The organism is Rhizobium sp. IY2 (genome assembly GCF_047532935.1).
In the GTDB taxonomy this organism is placed as follows: domain Bacteria; phylum Pseudomonadota; class Alphaproteobacteria; order Rhizobiales; family Rhizobiaceae; genus Rhizobium; species Rhizobium anhuiense.
Map to the genome: position 1 here is coordinate 581,691 of NZ_JBLKNU010000002.1, position 18,305 is coordinate 599,995.

15 protein-coding genes are annotated in these 18,305 nt (G+C 60.8%); 5 read left to right on the forward strand and 10 right to left on the reverse strand.

The annotated features are described in order from the left end of the window. Positions 1 to 39: 39 nt before the first annotated feature. The 9 genes from ACMUVN_RS11400 to ACMUVN_RS11440 all read right to left on the reverse strand — a co-directional run bounded on the left by ACMUVN_RS11400 (position 40) and on the right by ACMUVN_RS11440 (position 12,250). Complete coding sequence (locus tag ACMUVN_RS11400) at positions 40 to 2,268, reverse strand: EAL domain-containing protein (protein WP_063476250.1); 2,229 nt, start codon at positions 2,266 to 2,268, stop codon at positions 40 to 42. Positions 2,269 to 2,363: 95 nt separating this feature from the next. Beyond that, complete coding sequence (locus ACMUVN_RS11405; RefSeq protein ID WP_063476002.1) at positions 2,364 to 3,176, reverse strand: ABC transporter ATP-binding protein; 813 nt, start codon at positions 3,174 to 3,176, stop codon at positions 2,364 to 2,366. Continuing rightward, positions 3,173 to 4,162, reverse strand: a complete 990-nt coding sequence (locus tag ACMUVN_RS11410) for an ABC transporter ATP-binding protein (protein ID WP_063476003.1) — start codon at positions 4,160 to 4,162, stop codon at positions 3,173 to 3,175. Before ACMUVN_RS11410 ends, ACMUVN_RS11405 begins: the two co-directional genes overlap by 4 nt. Before the next feature lies 1 nt (position 4,163). Then, positions 4,164 to 5,021 (reverse strand): ABC transporter permease, encoded by an 858-nt coding sequence (locus ACMUVN_RS11415; RefSeq protein WP_047612835.1) that lies wholly within the window; start codon positions 5,019 to 5,021, stop codon positions 4,164 to 4,166. Between the two features lie 3 nt (positions 5,022 to 5,024). Continuing rightward, positions 5,025 to 6,029 carry an ABC transporter permease gene (locus ACMUVN_RS11420; protein WP_047614880.1) on the reverse strand — a complete coding sequence of 335 codons (1,005 nt, stop codon included), beginning with the start codon at positions 6,027 to 6,029 and terminating at the stop codon, positions 5,025 to 5,027. A 113-nt stretch (positions 6,030 to 6,142) separates the two neighbouring features. Further along, entirely contained in the window at positions 6,143 to 8,047 is a 1,905-nt protein-coding gene (locus ACMUVN_RS11425) for an ABC transporter substrate-binding protein (RefSeq protein ID WP_047612840.1), read from the reverse strand. 165 nt (positions 8,048 to 8,212) lie between these two features. Continuing rightward, on the reverse strand, positions 8,213 to 9,721 hold the full coding sequence (locus ACMUVN_RS11430) for an alpha-N-arabinofuranosidase (protein WP_097622702.1): 1,509 nt from the start codon (positions 9,719 to 9,721) through the stop codon (positions 8,213 to 8,215). 210 nt (positions 9,722 to 9,931) lie between these two features. Further along, the gene (locus tag ACMUVN_RS11435) at positions 9,932 to 10,858 is read right to left on the reverse strand and encodes an ArsR/SmtB family transcription factor (RefSeq protein WP_174824429.1); all 927 of its coding nucleotides are present in this window, start codon (positions 10,856 to 10,858) and stop codon (positions 9,932 to 9,934) included. Between the two features lie 102 nt (positions 10,859 to 10,960). Beyond that, a complete protein-coding gene (locus tag ACMUVN_RS11440) occupies positions 10,961 to 12,250 on the reverse strand; it encodes a cytochrome-c peroxidase (protein WP_183844792.1) in 1,290 nt (429 codons plus the stop codon). Between the two features lie 197 nt (positions 12,251 to 12,447). On the opposite strand from ACMUVN_RS11440, the gene ACMUVN_RS11445 reads away from it, so the two are divergent. Continuing rightward, positions 12,448 to 13,992: an acid phosphatase gene (locus tag ACMUVN_RS11445; protein ID WP_183844793.1), complete on the forward strand. Its 1,545-nt coding sequence runs from the start codon at positions 12,448 to 12,450 to the stop codon at positions 13,990 to 13,992. A 96-nt stretch (positions 13,993 to 14,088) separates the two neighbouring features. On the opposite strand, the gene ACMUVN_RS11450 is transcribed toward ACMUVN_RS11445, so the two are convergent. Beyond that, positions 14,089 to 14,847, reverse strand: coding sequence for an IclR family transcriptional regulator domain-containing protein (locus tag ACMUVN_RS11450; protein WP_183844794.1), 759 nt, complete (start codon positions 14,845 to 14,847; stop codon positions 14,089 to 14,091). Positions 14,848 to 15,107: 260 nt separating this feature from the next. Between ACMUVN_RS11450 and ACMUVN_RS11455 the strand changes: the two genes are divergently transcribed. From ACMUVN_RS11455 to ACMUVN_RS11470, 4 genes are all read left to right on the forward strand, one after another. Then, positions 15,108 to 15,815 carry a 3-oxoacid CoA-transferase subunit A gene (locus ACMUVN_RS11455; protein WP_047612854.1) on the forward strand — a complete coding sequence of 236 codons (708 nt, stop codon included), beginning with the start codon at positions 15,108 to 15,110 and terminating at the stop codon, positions 15,813 to 15,815. Next, positions 15,812 to 16,501 (forward strand): 3-oxoacid CoA-transferase subunit B, encoded by a 690-nt coding sequence (locus ACMUVN_RS11460; protein ID WP_047612856.1) that lies wholly within the window; start codon positions 15,812 to 15,814, stop codon positions 16,499 to 16,501. The genes ACMUVN_RS11455 and ACMUVN_RS11460 overlap by 4 nt, the downstream gene beginning before the upstream one ends. Before the next feature lie 9 nt (positions 16,502 to 16,510). Continuing rightward, positions 16,511 to 17,716, forward strand: a complete 1,206-nt coding sequence (gene pcaF, locus ACMUVN_RS11465) for a 3-oxoadipyl-CoA thiolase (RefSeq protein WP_063476009.1) — start codon at positions 16,511 to 16,513, stop codon at positions 17,714 to 17,716. A gap of 86 nt (positions 17,717 to 17,802) precedes the next feature. Continuing rightward, positions 17,803 to 18,285: a GNAT family N-acetyltransferase gene (locus ACMUVN_RS11470; RefSeq protein WP_063476010.1), complete on the forward strand. Its 483-nt coding sequence runs from the start codon at positions 17,803 to 17,805 to the stop codon at positions 18,283 to 18,285. Positions 18,286 to 18,305 lie beyond the last annotated feature (20 nt).

Consider the following 18,305-nt stretch of genomic DNA (forward strand, 5'->3'; position numbering starts at 1 on the left):
TGCGTCAGAGCAATAGTCGCGCAGGCCGACCGTAACTGATCAACCGGACTGCAACGCGTGCGAGCCGCGGCAAAATTCAATCAATTGCTCCGAGGTCATGGGCCGTGCCAGCGCATAACCTTGCAATATATGGCAACCGAGCTCTTTCAGGATCTTCGCATGCTCCATCGTCTCCACGCCCTCTGCAACGATGTCGATGTTCTGCGATCGGCCGATTTCGATAATCGAGGCGACCAGACGGCGCTGCGATGGAGACGCGATGATCGGCTTGATGATCTCGCGATCGATCTTCAGCCGTCGCGGCTCAAATCGAAGCAGACTGACGATGCTGGCATGTTCGGTGCCGAAGTCGTCGATCTCGATTTCGATGCCGAGCTTTTTAACCGCCGGAATGATCTCGTTGAGAACAGGTTGAAGATCGTTGAAGGAGATCGTCTCGAGCAGCTCGAAACACAGGCGACCCTTGGCGATGGGAAGCTCGGACAGCTCGGCAAGCAGATTTGCCTGCGCCAGTCGGCGCGCTGAAATATTGACTGAGACACGGGGGATTTGCATTCCCAGGCTGTCCCATCTCGTCAGCTCGAACAGGGCCTTTTGCAGGATCAGCCTGTCCATGTCGCCGCTACGCCCCAGCTTTTCCGCGACGTCGAGAAATCTGATCGGGGCGAGCAGGCCCTTTTGCGGGTGGTCCCAACGGGCAAGCGTCTCGACGCCGGCAATGGCCAATGTGCTGGCATCGAACTGCGGCTGGAAGAATGCAACGAGTTCATCGCGATCGAGCGCGTGATTGAATTCGTCCGCCAGTTCTTTCGAATGGATCGCGGCGCTACGAAGCTCTTCGGTAAACACCGCCGCGCGGCCGCGGCCCGCCTTCTTCGCCTCGTACAGGGCCAGATCGGCATCGAGGAGCAATTGGCCGAGGTCCCGCCCGAGATCGGTCTCCCAGGCGACGCCGACGCTTGCCCCGACAACGCACGCCATACCGTCAATGAAGAGAGGTTGCTCGAGGGTCTCGACAATCTGCCGGGCCAATGCGTTTGCCTTCGGCTCCGGATCGGCGCTCCAGCTGGCGAAGATGAACTCATCTCCACCGATCCGAGCCGCAACGTCGTCTGGACCAGCCAAATCGGCAAGGCGCGAAGCCGTCCCCTGCAAGACCGCGTCACCGCCGGCATGGCCTTTCGTGTCGTTGATCTCCTTGAACCGGTCGAGGTCGATATGAATGAGGATCAGACAATCCTGTGCACGGGGTCTCGGCGGTTTCGCGATCATCCGGTCGACAAATCGTCGATTGGGAAGCCCCGTCAATGCGTCATGCAAGGACAGGAACTCCAGCCTCTGCCGGGCCCGAACGAGCTTTTTCTTGTGAAGGCGAAGCTTTTCGATCGTTCTTTGGCGCGATTTGGTCAGAAAGCCGATCCAGACGATCGGCGCAACGACACATAGTGCCAGCAGGCTCGCGTAGAACTCAAAAATGCCGATCCCGCTCTTTTGGCCCCATCCGCGCTTCGGCAGTGCGGCGAGGGTCCAACGGCCATAGGTCATATCGACGGATGCCAGGACCGGCTTCCTGGAAAAGGTTGCCATGCTGCCGAAAAAGACCTGTTTGGGCTTGTTCGGCTCCGGCACGGTGCTGATGGCGAGTTCAAGCTCGGTCGAACCAAGACCGCTTTCCTGGTAGAGCCTTGGTATGTCGATGATGCCGGAAAGCAGTCCCCAAAAAATCTGGCTTTTTCCCTCAGTGATGTAAATTGGGTACCGGACCACGAAAGCGGTTCCACCTTGGACAAGCTCCACCGGGCCTGTGAGAACGATATTGTGGGTGTTGCGCGCCAGCATCGCGGCAGCCCGTTGCTTCTCATTGGTGCGGTAGTCGAGCCCGATGGCCTTTTCGTTTCCCTTCTCCGGATAGACCCACCTGACCACCATGTCGGGCGCGGCGGCGAAGCTTCGCAATTGTGAATCGGGCTGCAGGATCTGCGCGGCGAGTTTGGAAAATCCGTTCTGGCCCATCTCCGGATTGACTGCGATGCCGGCCGCCAACCCCTGCAACAGCTTCACATTGCTGTTGAGGTTCGTCTGAAGTCGGGAGGATATGGTGGCAAGATCGCCGGCGACGATCGAACGTTCCTCGGCCAGCGATCGCTCCAGCCGCCAGTTCGTTGCCACCCAGACGACGATTGCTGCAATAATCGCCGCAAATATTGCGGGAGCGAATGCGCTGGTATGGCTTATTGCGGAGCGAGCGAGATTTCTTCGAAACTTCATCAGGTTGCCGGCGTGGATGACAGACACTCATCCTTGCACGGTTTCTTTAAGGCAACGCTAAACTCGCCGGCGCCCTATGAAGGAAAGCCGCCTGCTTAGGTCGCCGGACTGAAATCGGCGGCCAGCACCGCGTCCTTGAGCGCGCGCGAGTAGGGATGCTGCGGGTTGTCCAGGACGGGGCGGGCCTGTCCGCGTTCGACGATTTCGCCTTTGCGCATGATGATGATGTTGTCGCTGATGTAATAGGCGGTGGCGAGGTCGTGGGTGATGTAGACGATGGAAAGACCGAGCTCGTTTTTCAGGCGGCCAAAGAGGTTGACGATGGCCATGCGCAGTGATGCGTCGACCATGGAGACCGGTTCATCGGCCACCAGCAGGCGGGGTTGCGGGATCAGCGCCCGGGCGATGGCGACGCGCTGAAGCTGGCCGCCCGACAATTCGTGGGGAAACCGGCCTTTCACTTCTTCAAGGGTCAGGCCGACATGGACGAGCGCGGCATCCGCCATCCGCTCCGCCTGCTGCCGGTCCGGCCGTTTTCCCGAGAATGAAAAATTGAGGGCCGTCTCGAAGAGATAACGGTCGACACGTTTCAGCGGATTGAAGGCTTCGAAGGGGTTTTGCAGCACCGGCTGGACCTCTTTCATGAAAGCCTTGCGTTCGGACCTGCTATGGATGGCAACGGTCCTGCCGCTGAATTGAAGCTCGCCTTCCGTCGGTTCGGTCTGGCCGAGGATCATTGCCGCGATCGTCGATTTTCCCGAGCCGGATTCGCCGACGATCGACAGGATCTCCGGCTCCGCTCCAAGTTCGAAGCTGACGTCCTTGACCGCCGTGATCAGGCGCCGGCCGAGCATGCCGCCCTGCCGGTAGACTTTCGTGACATGCGAGAGACGAAGAAGAGCGCTCAAACCTGATCTCCCGTAACGGCAAAACACGCCACGCGCCGCTGCGGCTCGACGGTGACCAGCGGCGGAACCTTCTGCGAGCAGATCTCCATGCGCTTGGGACAGCGCGGGTGAAACCGGCAGCCTTCCGGCGGCATGGCGAGGTTCGGCGGACGACCCTCCAGCGAAGGGCGGGCCGTCGCATCACCGATGCGCGGCAGGCTGCCGACGAGGTGCTGCGTATAGGGGTGGAGCGGCATGTTGAAGAGTTTGGCGGTCGGCGCCTCCTCGACAAGACGCCCGGCATAGACAATGCCGATGCGGTCGGAGACCGTCGCATGAACCCCCATATCATGGGTGACGAACAGGAAGGACGAACCCATCTCGCGTTGGATTTCGCGGATCATCGATAGGACGTCGCGCTGAACGATCACGTCGAGCGCGGTCGTCGGTTCGTCGGCGATGATGAATTCCGGTGTCAGGATCGTGGCAAGCGCAATGGTCATGCGCTGGCGCATGCCGCCGGAGAGCTCGTGGGGATAGGCGTCGAGCAGATGCGGATCCAGCTTCAGCCGTTGCAGATGGGTGGCGACCCTTTCGAAAAACTCATTCCTGCCGACCTTCATGTGGCGAAAGGCGAAATCGGTGAAGGAATGACGGATCCGGCGCACCGGATTGAGCACATTCATCGAGCCCTGCATGATATAGGACAGATGCCGCCAGCGCAGCGCCAGGCGCTCCTCCGGCCTCATCGCGTAGATATCCTGGGTGCCGCCGTCGAAATGGAATGTCACCTTTCCCGAGACGACCCTCAGCGGCGGCCGGATCGCGCCGGCGATGGTCTTGATCAAGGTCGTCTTGCCGCTGCTCGATTCGCCGGCAACGCCATAGACCTCGCCGCGGGCGATCGTCAGGCTGATATCGTCGACGGCGCGCACCTCGCGATCGACGCCGTAGAGGAAGGCACGGTAATAGGCTTTCAGATTCTCAATTTCGACCAAAGGATCCATACTAGCTTCCCATCCGGTTGAGCCGGCTGCGCGGATCATTGTATTCGTTCATCGACATGGACAGCAGGAAGAGCGCCAGGAAGAGGACGACGATGACGGCGACGGGGGCGGCCACCCACCACCATATGCCTGATATCAGCGCCGAATGCGCATTGGCCCAATAGATCATCATGCCCATGGTCGGCGTCTCGATATCGGTGAAGCCCAGCACCGACAGGGTGATCTCCATGCCGATCGACCAGATCATGTTGTTCATCGTGGTGGCGAAGACGATCGGCAGAACATAGGGCAGGTGCTCCTCGACGAGGATCTTGCGCATGCTCATGCCGGAATAGACACTCTGGGTGGTGAAGGATCTCGTCTTCAGGCTGATCGCCACCGAACGGATGAGGCGTGCATCGTAAGACCAGCCGAGCGAGGCCATGATGACGATCAGCACCGTCCAGGTCATGCTGTCCTTCAGCACGAAATAGAACAGGATCAGCAGCGGAAATTGCGGGATGACCATGACGCTGTCGTTGATGGCCATCAGCACCCGGTCGACCGCGCCGCCGGCATAGCCGGCGACGAGGCCGACGACCAGCGAAATGATGCGTGAAATGAAGGCGACGCCGATGCCGAAAAACAGGGTGTTGCGGAGCGCGGTCGTCAGTTGCCAGAAAACATCCTGGCCACGCGATGTCGTGCCGAGCCAATATTCGCCATCGGGCGGCATATCGGGCGGCAGAAGATAGATGTCGGTCGCGCCGTACGGCGAGAAGTAGGACATGATGACCAGCCCGACGATGACGGCGAAGAGCAGCAGGCCGCTGAGGAATTCCATATTCTGGCGCGCGAGGTCGCGGACGATCGTAAACATGCTCTATTCCACCTTGATGCGCGGATCGATCAGCGGGCTCAGAATGTCGATGATGAACACGGCGGCGGCAACGCCGACGATCGACAATGCGCTGAGGCCGAGCACCAGACTGTAGTCGCCGGCATGCACCGCTTCGATCAGCAGGTTTCCGATGCCCGGATAGCCGAAGACGATTTCGGTAATGACCGTGCCGTTGAAGATCGCGCCGAGCGACATGGCAAGTCCGGTGAACTGCGGCACCATGGCATTGCGGGCGATATAGGAGCGCAGAATCTTGCGCTTCGGAACGCCGCCCAGCTCGGCGAAGACGACGTAATCCTCGGTGATGATGTTGGAAACGAGCGCGCGCATGCCGATCAGCCAGCTGCCGGCGCCGACCATGATCAGTGACAAGGCCGGCAGGATTGAGTGTTTCAGGATATCGAGGACGAGGGCAAAGGAGAGGTCGAGATTGGCATTCATCTCGTAGCCGCCATTGATCGGCAGCACCGGCCAGAGATAGCCGAAGACAATTAGAAGCACGAAGGCCAGGATGTAATAGGGAATGGGAAGCAGGGCGATGAAGACGAGGCTGACGGCTTTCAGCACTATGTCCTTCCGATAATAACCGGCGAGCGCGCCGATCGCATTGCCGAGGACGAAAGTGATCAGGGTCGACACCGTCATCAGCCCGATGGTCCAGGGCAGGGACCGCATTATGATGGTGGAAACGGGGGTGGGAAAAGCCGATAGCGAGGGACCGAGATCACCGGTCGCAAGCCGCAGCCAGAAATGCAGGTATTGCTGCCAGATCGAGCCCTCCATGCCGTAAAGCTCGCGAAGCGACTGGCGCATCAGTTCGATCGCATTCGGATCGGACTGCCCCATCTGGGTGATGGCGCCTATGCTTTCTTCGACCGGATCGATCGGGGTCAGGTGGGTGACGAAGAATGTTATCGTCACGCCAAGAAATACAACAAGCAGAAACTGACCGAACCGCTTCAGCACAAAGATCAGATAGGACGTCATAGGGCGGTGGTTCCTCTCTGGTTCCCTTCATCAAGTGGAAAGGATCGACGGACATGCCACATGCCCGTCGATTAGGGGGCCGGCGCGCAACACTCGCGCCGGCGTTGGGAGGATTATTTCGGTTGTGCCGGCTTCAGCTTGACCATCATCAGCCTGGAGTTGGCCCAATTCGGCACCGGATCGGTATAGGGGTCTGATATCGTTGGATAACCGGTCCAATAGGTCGTATCCATCGAGGTGAAGACGTTATACGACATCAGCGGGATCGTCGGCATTTCCTTGGCCACCAGCTTCAGATAATCCTTCCCGAGCTCAACGCCCTTCGGATCATCGGCGCTGATGCCGCGAATGCTTTCGATGATCTTATCGAGATCCGGATTGCTCCAGCGCTGCCAGTTGCGCGGCGGCTGATTGTCACCCTTCTTGGCCACGAACTGCGAATGCCAGCTGTCGAGGAAGAACGACAGATCGGGATCGCCGCCCCAGGTTTCGACGCTCCAGGCGATCGCCACCTGGAAATCGCCGGGCTGTAGCGCCGTCTGCCAAAGTTTCGCGGCCGGCACGGCTTTGGCGTCGATGCCGAAGGCGGCCCATTGCTGCGCAATCAGCGTCCCGGCGCGGGTGAAGACCGAGCGGGTGTCGCCCTCGACCGTCATCCGGATCTTGAAGGGCTGTCCATCCGGGGTCAGCCATTTGCCGCCGGATTTCTTGAAACCTGCCTTCTCCAGCAGTTCGCCGGCAGCCTTCGGATCCGGTTTCCACCAGCCATAGCCGAAGGCACCGCTGATTGCCTGCGGGTCGGTCGGGATCTGGTCCTTGAACTTCGGCTGCTTGCGCAGGATGTCGGCGATCTGTTGCCCGACCGTCGGGTCATAAGGCTTTATCTTGCTCTTGCCGGTATCGATCTCGAAATCCTTCAGCCAATCCTGCATCGGCGCCTGATAGTCCTTCATCGTGGCCGCCGTCGGCGGCACGCCGAGCGCCGACAGCGTCGCAGCGCCGCGGTAGCTCGCCATGTCAACGGCCTTGATGTCGATCAGCAGGGCAAGCGCCCAGCGTACATCGGCGTTGTCGAAGGGTGGATTCTGGGTGTTGAAAATGACAGCCGGAAGTGTCGGATCCGGATGGGCGAAGGGGAAGCCCGGGAACCAGGTCTCGATCGACTTCGATTTTTCCTTCAGCGTGAACATGCCCTCGGGCGTGTTGTCGTGAATGATATCGAGATTGTGCTCGAGCTGCGCGATGGTGCGTTTATCCGGCGGGCCGGGATCGGTATAGGTCACGTATTTCGGGGCCGGCTCGCCGAAGCGGGCAAGCGATGTCCGCTGCCAGTCGTCACGCTTCTCCCAGGTATACCACTTGCCCTGGGGATCGTAGGACTTGAGCTTGTAGGCGCCGAGCGAGACGGGATTGGCGAAATCATAGCGAAGCGGATCTTCGACTTTCTCGAAGACATGCTTGGGCATGATCCAGGCGCCGTTCCAGCGAACGGTGAAGATGGCGTGGAAGCGCGAATTGGGCTTCTTCAGCTTGAACACCACAGTCGAGGAGTCGGTCGCCTCGACGCTTGCCACCTGCACCGAGAAGGCAGCACTCCAGACCATGCCGGGGTGATCCATCTGCGTCTTGACGGTATAGACCACGTCGTCTGCCGTGAATTCCACGCCGTCGCTCCAGAAGAGCCCCTTGCGCAGTTTCACAGTCATCTCGGTGAAGTCGGCATTATATTGCGGCTTGTCGGCAGCCAGCGAATTGTCCCAGGTCGCGCCGCCAAGCCCTTGTTCGGGGTCGATATACCAGAGCGTATCCATGGTCAGCTGCTGCAGGCCGGTCGATACGCCGCCGCCGCCATTGACCCAGATGTTGAACCAGCCGGGATTTTTGATCGTCCCTTCCGGATTTTCGACGATGAGCGTCTCCTTGCGCGGCAAGGAGGTGTAGTCATCGGCCTTGGCCGCCGCTGTCAGGCCGAGTGCGGCCAGCGCGACGCCAAATGCGAGCCTCTTCCACTGTTGCATGAACTCCTCCCTAGAAAGCGACGACACGGCGGCCGCAAAGGCACGCATGGGTACGTCGCGGTTGTCGGTTCGCAGAGGCAGAGCCTCAGTGAACCATCCCTCCGACCCGCCTGCCTCCTCGCAGTGAGCCGAATATCTCCAGCCGGGCTTACCCGGCGGCGGCTGTCACACCGACAGCCGGATGACATTGTAGGACAGCGGTTTCAGCGCTGCCCGCACCCGTCCATCCTCGACCTTCGCAGTCTCGACATTGACCGGAGCGACCGTCTTCGGTCGCGCAGCCGTATTGACGGCTTCCAGGTCGCCATGGGTCATCTCCACCTGCTCGACCACCCGGGCGGCTCCGAAACCTTCCAGCCGCACGTCGAGATCGAGCGCCGCGTTCGGATGACGGTTGACGGCAAAGAAGGTGAGCTGCCTACCGTCTTCGGAATGCACGGCCGATACGTCGAGATAGGGGACGTCGTTCTCTTCGTCGCTGTCATAGGTCGGGCCGTCGACGACCAGCTGCAGGGCCGAGCCGCGGCCATATCGGGAAGCGTAGTAGAAGGGATAATAGATCGTCTGGCGCCAGGCCGCACCGCCGTCCTCGGTCATAATAGGGGCGATGACGTTGACGAGTTGGGCGATGCAGGCGATGCGCACCCGGTCGGAGCGACGGATGAAGGTGTTCAAAATGCCGCCGACCTGCAGCACGTCTTCGAAATTATAGATATCTTCCAGGAGATGCGGCGCATCCGGCCATTCGTCGCGCGCCAGGATCTCCTTGTCCTGCTGGTTGGAATGATACCAGACATTCCATTCGTCGAAGGAAATGCCGATCGTCTTCTTCGAGCGTTTTTTCGCCTTGATGTAGTCGATCACGCCGCCGATCGTGGTGATGTAGCGGTCGAGTTTCGTCGCGCGGGCGAGATAATTGAGCGTATTTTTCTCGCGATTGGCAAAATACATGTGCAGCGAAATATGGTCGGCGCTGTCATAGCACTGGTCGAGAACCTGAGCTTCCCACTCGGGATAGGTCTTCATATCGGAATTGGACGAGCCGCAGACCACGAGTTCGAGCGATTTGTCGAAGCCGCGCATGGCTTTGGCCGTCTCATCCGCCAGCCGGCCATATTCATAGGCCGATTTGTGACCGACCTGCCAGGGCCCATCCATCTCGTTGCCGAGGCACCACAATTTGACATCGTGCGGATTGGACCAGCCGTGCTTGCGGCGCAGATCCGACCAGTAGGTGCCGCCGGGATGATTGCAATATTCCAGGAAATTGCGGGCGGCATCGAGGCCGCGTGATCCGAGATTGACGGCGAGCATCGGCTTGGTGTTGGCCTTCTTGCACCAGTCGACGAATTCATTGACGCCGATCTGGTTGGCTTCGCGGGTGCGCCAGGCAAGATCGAGGCGAACCGGGCGCTCCGAACGCGGGCCGACGCCGTCTTCCCAATTATAGGCCGAGACGAAATTGCCGCCGGGATAACGGCAATATGGCGTGTCGAGCTCACGCACAAGATCGAGCACGTCGCGGCGAAATCCGTCCTCGTCGGCTGTGGGATGTCCGGGCTCATAGATGCCGCCGTAAATCGCTCTGCCGAGATGTTCGAGAAATGAACTGTAGAGCCTGGCGTCAATGGTCGCGACGCGGAAATCGCGGTGGGCAACGACATTCGTCTTCAACGGATCCTCCCGTTTATATATCAGAATTTTTGTTTTCTTGCCTCTAACTTGATATCAGGAATGTCGTTCTGTCAACCGAGTTGCGGTTTTAATCATACTAATTCAATTTTCGGAAATAATTGTTTTATTACAGTATGTTGTCGTGCATTTTTGGTTGTCAAATCTGGAAAGAAGCGTGATATTTAAATCAAGATTTCCGATATTTATAATTTAGACATGCAGCCGCATGATGATATCGCGTCCATGATTTCCGAAGCCGCGGCCGAAAATATTCACGCCGCCGGTATGGCCGGCATTCTCGGCGATGCCGACCCTAAGCCGGATCGAGGAGTGCTGGGCAAGCGCCAGATCGCTGAGCGTGACATTCGATGCGGCGATGCCGTCGATGAAGGTTCCGCGCGTCGAGATGCGCCAGGTCTTCATCATCCCATATTGCGAGCCCTCGAGCTTCCACCATGCCGGCGTGAAGGCGCCGCGCTTGTCGCCGTAATCGCCGGGCGATGTCCAGGTGCCGATCGCCATGCCGTTGACCCAGAGCGTGATATCGGAGGGCCAGTCCGGATTGGTGCCGGGCACCTCGGACGACAGCTCCAGCGAAAACTCGATGGCGCGGATATCCTTGTTCAACACCTTGGCGTTGTTGGGGAATTTATATTCCACATAGCCCCGGCCGAACCAGACGAGCCCGGCCTGCATGCGCTGCGGATCGAGGAAATAGTCGGGCACATCGAGGGGACCGATGACGCTCTCGGTCGAGCAAAGACCGCAAGGCGCATGGACGTCGCAACTGGTGTACAACCCCACAGGCATCTCGACTTCGATGATATTGTTGGCCCTTTGGGCAGCACTTTCCTCGAAGCTGATCAGAATTTCGCTGTAGATCGCCGAGCAGATCTTCTGATTTCCCTTGCGGGCTTTCGCCAGCTGGGAATCGACAAGCCGGGCGTCCTCCAAAATCTGGATGCCGGTTGCGACGGTGGATTGGGGGAGGGAAAGCGCGCGTGCGATGTCGTTGATATTCATCGGCCCTTTGGCACAGAGCAGCTTGAGAATCTCAATCCGCGCCGGCGCCGAAAGGGCGCGGATCGCATCGTTATTTTCGCCGGCGGCAATCGTCAAAAACGAGCGTTCCATCATTCCCCCATGATTTCCGATAAAATGATGTATATCGGAAATCATGATACATCAAGTGGGGATGCTTCGACGGTTTGATTGTTATTGTTGAGAAAGACGTCATTCCTAATGCCCGGCCGACTTGGGCAGCAGATCGGCATCCGTCAGGCTTCCCAAGAAAGCGACGATGTCGTCGATCTCGGGGTCGGTGAGGGCAGGCGCATCGCCGGACTTCCGGCCGAAGGGTGGGTCCTGGTTGAGATTGTCCCAATAGGCTTGCGGCAGGTCGTCATATCTACGGACCGTGCCATCTGAATTTTTCGGATACCACCGGCCGGGATCGCTGTCGCGGGTCGCATAGAAGGAGACGACGTCGCGCAGCGAGTGGAAATAGCCGTTGTGGAAGAAGCTCTTCTTCAGAGCGACATTGCGCAGCGTCGGGGTGCGGAACAGGCCGCAATAGTCGCTGCGTCCAGCAAAGTCGGTGCGCTGAGGGCCGCAGAGGCCGAGATCGTGATAGTTCGGATCGCTATTGGCCGGGATTGCCATATTGCGGGGAGCGGCGAGCCCGAGGAAGCCGAAATCGGAAAATTGCGGCGGTTCGCCGTCATTGGCAGGCTCGCTCAGATGACAGCTCGAACAGTTGCCCTTGGCCGGATCCTCGAACAGCTGCCGCCCCCGTAGCTCCTGCGCTGTCAGCGTCGCCTTGCCGGCGAGAAAGGCGTCGTAGCGGCTGGAATAGGGATAAAAATCCGGGCCGCTCTGTTCGAAGGTGGCGAGCGCCTCGGCGGCGGCGTCGAAGGCATCGTCGGGATTGTCGAACACCGTCTCGCCGAATGCCGCCTCGATGTCATCGGCATAGGCTGCCTTCTGCAGCTTTGCCACCACTTCGGCCGCATCCTTGTTTCCCATCTCGAAGGGCGAAAGCAACGGGATCTTCGCCTGATCGGCGCCGTGGTCGACACGGCCGTCCCAGGTCAGGCCGCCGGTCGGGCCATTGTCGACGCTTTCGTCGCCCTCGTCCTCGGAATCGTAATAATGCTCGGTGAAGGTGGGTACCGCCTGGAGGTAGCGCAGCGTCGGCACGGCGCGCAGCCCCGGCCGGTCCATATGCTGGCCGCCGATTTCGACCGGTGTGGCCGATGCCGGACCGAAGGCGTGAGCCGGATCATGGCAGGACGCGCAGGCCTGGAGCCCCGAGGCCGACAGCGAGGCATCCGAGAATATCTTGCGGCCGAGCGCGGTGAGCGTTTCGGCTCGGGCAAAGGCCTCGGCGCGCGACATCGGGCCGGGATGCAGGCCGGCCGTGGTCGCCGCGCTGCTTTGCCGCAGCGGAAGACTGGCAAGACAGAGCGCCACAGCACCCATGCTCACCGCCAGGCCGGACCGCACAAGCCAGATGGTCTTGATTGCCATGATAAGGATTCCAATAGCTTAAGACTGGTTTGCTCCATGATCGAACCTGGTTGCAACAAATTGATGACGGCTATCGCCTGCGGCATCACGCCAACCCCCGATGTCACAAAGTTGATAGACGGCCGGAATAGCGTTTGGACGCCCCCGAGCGTTCTCCGCTCCCTCTAGCCAACGCCCCCTAGCCATGAGGAACTGACGTGAAAAGACTGAAGACCCTCCATTCCATCTGTCTCGCCGGATCGGCCATCGTGCCGTTTGCGATCACAACGGCAGCCCATGCGACGCCCGCCGGTTACGACAAGATCGACAATGTCGTCGTCATCTATGCCGAAAACCGCAGCTTCGATAATCTCTACGGCAGCTTTCCCGGCGTCGACGGGCTCTCGAACGCGACCGTCGATCACGCCCGCCAGCTCGACCGCGACGGCCAGCCGCTATCCGAACTGCCGCCCGCCTGGGGCGGCCTCACCGCCAAAGGCGTGACGCCTGCCGTCACCGAGGCGCAGTCGGCCCATCTTGCCAACGCCACCTTTGAGATCGACGATCCCAACGGTTTTGCGCAGTCGCCTTCGGTCATCACCCGCGATCTCTGGCACCGCTTCTACCAGGAGCAGATGCAGATCGACGGCGGCAAGAACGACAAATTCGTCGCCTGGGCCGATTCCGGCAGCCTCGTCATGGGGCACTACGACGGCTCCGTCCTGCCGATGTGGCAGGTCGCCAAGAAATACGTCATTGCCGACAACTTCTTCCAGGGCGCCTTCGGCGGTTCCTTCCTCAATCATTTCGCGCTGGTCTGCGCCTGCACGCCCTATTATCCCGACGCCGACAAGAACCCGGCAAAGCCGACCATTGCCAAGGTCGATGCGGACGGCACGTCGCTTGTTGTGGCGGAAAACGGCCCGAAGTCGGCGCTGGAGGGCGCCCCGAAATTCGTCTCCGACGGCACGCTGACCCCCGACTTCTACGCCGTCAACACCATGCAGCCGCCCTACCAGCCGAGCGCCAATCCGCCGGCCAAGGACGGCGATCCGGCCTATGCCGATCCCACCGCCGCAACGACGCTGCCTCCGCAGCATGAAATCACCATCGGCGACCTGCTGTCGCTGAAGGGCGTCAGCTGGGCATGGTATAGCGGCGCCTGGCAGGCAGCCCTCGACGGCAAGAACGCCACGCCGGTGCCGAACTTCCAGTTCCACCACCAGCCGTTCAACTATTTCGCCAATTTCGCGCCAGGCACGCCGGCGCGCGCCGAACATCTGAGGGATGGCGGTCTTGGCGGCGAAGCCTTCCTCAGGGATATCGACGATGGCAAGCTGCCCGCGGTCTCCTTCTACAAACCGCAGGGCAACCTCAACGAACATGGCGGTTATGCCGACGTGTCGAGCGGCGACCAGCATCTTGCCGATATCGTCTCCCACCTCGAGAAGAGCCCGCAATGGAGCCATATGCTCGTCATCGTCACCTATGACGAGAATGGCGGCTTCTGGGATCACGTCGCGCCGCCGAAGGCCGATCGCTGGGGCCCGGGCAACCGCATTCCGGCCTTCATCATCTCGCCCTTCGCCAAGAGCGGCATGGTCGATCACACCCAGTACGACACGACCTCGATCATCCGCTTCATCACCGCGCGCTATGATTTGCCGGTGCTGCCCGGCATCCTCGCCCGCGACAAGGCGCTGCGCAACAATGATCGGCCGCCGATGGGCGACCTCACAGCCGCGCTCGACCTGACGCATTGACGATTGCGAGCGGCCCCTGTTCGGGGCCGCTCCATCTGTTTCTTTACGTATTCCGGACGCAAAACCGCTGCGGACTTTTGCTGGAACTGCTTGCCGTCACCGCCGCAGTAATGGTCGCAATGCGGTCTGCGTTTCCTTCAGCAGCGGCAGATACCGCTCCTTCATCTCCGCGGCCGGCACGAGAGCGGCCGGCGCCCCGATATTGATCGCCGCGACGGTTTCGCCGCGGTCGTTGTCGATGGGCACGGCAATGGAGCAGAGACCGATCTCCAGCTCCTGATCGATGATGGCGTAGCCCTCGGCGCGCACACGGCGGAATTCTGTGATGAGCTCCTCCGGATCGGTTCTGGTATTCACAGTGTTCTTCTTCAGCTCGCTGCGGGCCAGGATGGCGCGCGCCTCGCTCTCGGAAAGGGCCGCAAGCAGCACCCGGCCCATCGAGGCGCAGTAGGCGGGCAGGCGGCTTCCGGGGGTCAAATTGATCGACATGACGCGGCGCTGCGAGGCGCGGGCGACATAGACGATTTCGGTGCCGTCGAGCACCGAGGCCGAGGCACTCTGGCCGGCCTTTTCGGAGAGAAGATCGAGATGCGGTTGCAGCAGCGCCGGCAGCGGCGTCGCCGCGAGATAGGCATGGCCAAGCCGCAGGATCTTCGGTGTCAGGGTGAAGAACTTGCCGTCGTAATCGGCATAACCGAGTTCGGCGAGCGTCAGCAGCGAGCGGCGCACGGCGGCGCGATCGAGCGCCGTCAGTTTCGACGCCTCGGCAATGGAAAGCCGCTGCCGCGTCTCACCGAAGGCTTCAATGACTTTCAGGCCGCGGGCAAAACCGCTGACGAAATCCGTTTCGCGCATGGTGGGCTCCTGTCTTGGGGTTGCCTGTCGGACCGCGTTCTATCGTGCTTCGCCCTTCGCTTGCGCTTCGGGCATTCGTCGCTGCAATCGATTCGCTGGATCGATTGCTCGGGCTGCGCCCGACCACTCCTTATTGTGCGATATACGAACAAATGTCAAATATCGCACAAACTTCTTGCCGTCCGGCCCGCTGCGCTTTATCCCTGACGCTCGAAGGACGGGAACCAGTTCCCGATCGCATAGCCAAGGAGAGATCCCGCATGGACAAGACAGTCGGGAGCACGGCGGAAGCCGTCTCTGAGATCGGTGACGGCGCGACCGTCATGATCGGTGGTTTCGGTGGCTCGGGCGCGCCGATCGAGCTCATTCATGCCCTGATCGACAAGGGCTCGAAGAACCTGACCGTGATCAACAACAATGCCGGCAACGGGCGCATCGGCATCGCCGCGATGATCGATGCCGGCTTGGTCCGGAAAATGATCTGTTCCTTTCCGCGGTCGTCGGATCCGCGCGCCTTCACGGATAAATATCTAGCCGGCGAGATCGAGCTCGAGCTGGTGCCGCAGGGAACGCTTGCCGAGCGCATCCGCGCCGGCGGGGCGGGCATCCCTGCTTTCTATACGCCGACGGCTTACGGCACCGAACTGGCCAACGGCAAGGTCATCGCCGAGTTCGATGGCCGCCACTATGTGCAGGAGCGCTGGCTGAAGGCCGACTTTGCGATCGTGAAGGCTGAAATCGGCGATATCCAGGGCAACCTCACCTACAACAAGGCCGGCCGCAACTTCAATCCGCTGATGTGCATGGCGGCGGAAAAGACGATCGTCCAGGTCTCGTCGATCGTGCCGGCCGGCGGCATCGATCCCGAACACGTGGTGACACCCGGCATCTTCGTCGACCGCGTTGTCGCCGTTCCCAATCCCCAACAGGAAGAAGAGCTCATTCGAGCCGGAGTGGCCTACGTATGACCATCGACACTCGTGAAGACATCAAGCTTTCCAACGCGCAGATCGCCTGGCGCGCCGCGCAGGACATTGCCGACGGCGCCTATGTCAACCTCGGCATCGGCTTTCCCGAAATGGTCGCCCGATATCAGCCGCCCGGCCGTCAGGCGATCTTCCACACGGAAAACGGCATCCTGAATTTCGGCGAGCCGCCGGCGGCGGGCGAAGAGGACTGGGACCTGATCAATGCCGGCAAGAAGGCGGTGACGCTGAAGCCGGGTGCCGCCTTCTTCCATCATGCCGACAGCTTCGCCATGGTGCGCGGCGGCCACCTCGACGTCGCGATCCTCGGCGCCTATCAGGTGGCTCAGAGCGGTGACCTCGCCAACTGGCGGGTGGGCAGCAAAGGCGTGCCGGCCGTCGGCGGCGCCATGGACCTGGTGCACGGCGCCAAGCAAGTCTGTGTCATCACCGAACACGTCACCAAGACGGGCGAGCCGAAGCTGGTGGAGAAGTGCACCTTCCCGCTGACCGGCGTTGCCTGCATCACCCGCGTCTATACGAGCCACGCCGTCATCGACATCGTCAAGGGACGCTTCGTCCTGCGCGAAAAGCTCGCCGCGATGTCGCAAGAGGAATTGCAGGCGATGACCGGCGCGCCGCTGCACGTCGAAGGGCCGGTTGGCGACCTCGTCGTCCCGCAACTCTGAGGAAAAGCCATGACCGAAGCCTTTATCTGCGACTATGTCAGAACGCCGATCGGCCGCTTCGCCGGTTCGCTGTCCCAAGTGCGCGCCGACGATCTCGGCGCCATTCCGCTGAAAGCGCTGATGCAACGAAATGCCGCCGTCAATTGGGAAGCCGTCGATGATGTGATCTTCGGCTGCGCCAACCAGGCGGGCGAGGATAATCGCAATGTCGCGCGCATGTCGGCGCTGCTGGCCGGCCTGCCGATCTCAGTTCCGGGCACGACGATCAACCGGCTTTGCGGCTCCGGCATGGACGCGGTGATCACGGCGGCGCGGGCCATCCGCTCCGGCGAGGCCGAGCTGATGGTCGCCGGCGGCGTCGAAAGCATGTCGCGCGCGCCCTTCGTCATGCCGAAGGCCGAGACGGCCTTTTCACGCGCCGCCGAAATCCACGACACGACGATCGGCTGGCGCTTCGTCAATCCGCTGATGAAGAAGCAATATGGCGTCGATTCCATGCCGGAGACCGGTGAGAACGTTGCCGAGGACTATCATGTCAGCCGTGAGGACCAGGATGCCTTCGCGGTGCGAAGCCAGGCGAAGGCGGCGGCCGCCCAGGCGAACGGACGGCTGGCGAAGGAAATCACCCCGGTGATCATTCCGCAGCGTAAGGGTGATCCCGTCATCGTCGAAAAAGACGAACATCCGCGGGCGACGACGATCGAGACGCTGGCGAAACTCGCCACGCCTTTCAAGAAGGAGGGCGGCACGGTGACGGCCGGCAATGCCTCCGGCGTCAATGACGGGGCGGCGGCGTTGATCGTCGCTTCGGAAGCGGCGGCCCGGAAATATGGCCTGACGCCGATCGCCCGCATTCTCGGTGGTGCTGCCGCCGCCGTTCCGCCAAGGGTGATGGGTGTCGGGCCGATCCCGGCCTCACGCAAGCTGATGGCGCGGCTCGGCATGACCGCCGAACAGTTCGACGTGATCGAACTCAACGAGGCCTTCGCCAGCCAGGGGCTGGCAGTGTTGCGCGCGCTCGGCATTGCCGATGATGATGCGCGGGTGAACCGCAATGGCGGCGCGATTGCGCTCGGCCATCCGCTTGGCATGTCGGGTGCACGCATCACCGGCACGGCGGCGCTGGAGCTTCGTGAGACCGGCGGAAAATATTCGCTGTCGACCATGTGCATCGGCGTCGGGCAGGGCATCGCGATCGCGCTTGAAAGGGTTTGATGTCGCTCGAAAGGGAGGCGCTTCCGGCATTTGCCGGAGGCCGCCCACCCGTTGCAAGCCATATCAGGCTTCTGTAGACATCGGGCATGCTGATCCGCCCCGCAGATAAGAACGATCAAGACGCGATCTGGAGGATCATCGGTCCGACGATCCGCGCCGGCGAAACCTATGCGCTCGATCGTGATCTCTCCGAAGCCGATGCACTCGCCTATTGGATGGGACCGGACCGCGAGACTTTCGTCGCGGAAGAGGATGGCGTCATCCTCGGCACCTATTACATCAAGGCCAATCAGGCCGGCGGCGGCCGGCATGTCTGTAACTGCGGTTACATGACCGACGCCGCCGCGAGCGGTCGCGGCGTCGCTCGCCGGATGCATGACCATTCCCTGCAGCATGCCCGCGCCAGGGGTTTTCGGGCGATGCAGTTCAATTTCGTCGTCTGCAGCAATGAACGCGCCGTCGCGCTGTGGCAATCGCTCGGTTTCGAAATCGTCGGTCGTCTTCCCGGTGTGTTTCTTCATCCGACGCAGGGCTATGTCGATGCATTGGTGATGTTTCGTACTCTCTAAGTGCGACGAAAAAGATGTGA

What these genes read in the sequence shown, in the direction of transcription:
- ACMUVN_RS11400 (WP_063476250.1), bottom strand. Translation starts at nt 2,268, where the DNA reads ATGAAGTTTCGAAGAAATCTCGCTCGCTCCGCAATAAGCCATACCAGC.
- ACMUVN_RS11440 (WP_183844792.1), bottom strand. Translation starts at nt 12,250, where the DNA reads ATGGCAATCAAGACCATCTGGCTTGTGCGGTCCGGCCTGGCGGTGAGC.
- ACMUVN_RS11415 (WP_047612835.1), bottom strand. Translation starts at nt 5,021, where the DNA reads ATGTTTACGATCGTCCGCGACCTCGCGCGCCAGAATATGGAATTCCTC.
- ACMUVN_RS11410 (WP_063476003.1), bottom strand. Translation starts at nt 4,162, where the DNA reads ATGGATCCTTTGGTCGAAATTGAGAATCTGAAAGCCTATTACCGTGCC.
- ACMUVN_RS11420 (WP_047614880.1), bottom strand. Translation starts at nt 6,029, where the DNA reads ATGACGTCCTATCTGATCTTTGTGCTGAAGCGGTTCGGTCAGTTTCTG.
- ACMUVN_RS11435 (WP_174824429.1), bottom strand. Translation starts at nt 10,858, where the DNA reads ATGATGGAACGCTCGTTTTTGACGATTGCCGCCGGCGAAAATAACGAT.
- ACMUVN_RS11470 (WP_063476010.1), top strand. Translation starts at nt 17,803, where the DNA reads ATGCTGATCCGCCCCGCAGATAAGAACGATCAAGACGCGATCTGGAGG.
- ACMUVN_RS11455 (WP_047612854.1), top strand. Translation starts at nt 15,108, where the DNA reads ATGGACAAGACAGTCGGGAGCACGGCGGAAGCCGTCTCTGAGATCGGT.
- ACMUVN_RS11450 (WP_183844794.1), bottom strand. Translation starts at nt 14,847, where the DNA reads ATGCGCGAAACGGATTTCGTCAGCGGTTTTGCCCGCGGCCTGAAAGTC.
- ACMUVN_RS11460 (WP_047612856.1), top strand. Translation starts at nt 15,812, where the DNA reads ATGACCATCGACACTCGTGAAGACATCAAGCTTTCCAACGCGCAGATC.
- ACMUVN_RS11425 (WP_047612840.1), bottom strand. Translation starts at nt 8,047, where the DNA reads ATGCAACAGTGGAAGAGGCTCGCATTTGGCGTCGCGCTGGCCGCACTC.
- pcaF (WP_063476009.1), top strand. Translation starts at nt 16,511, where the DNA reads ATGACCGAAGCCTTTATCTGCGACTATGTCAGAACGCCGATCGGCCGC.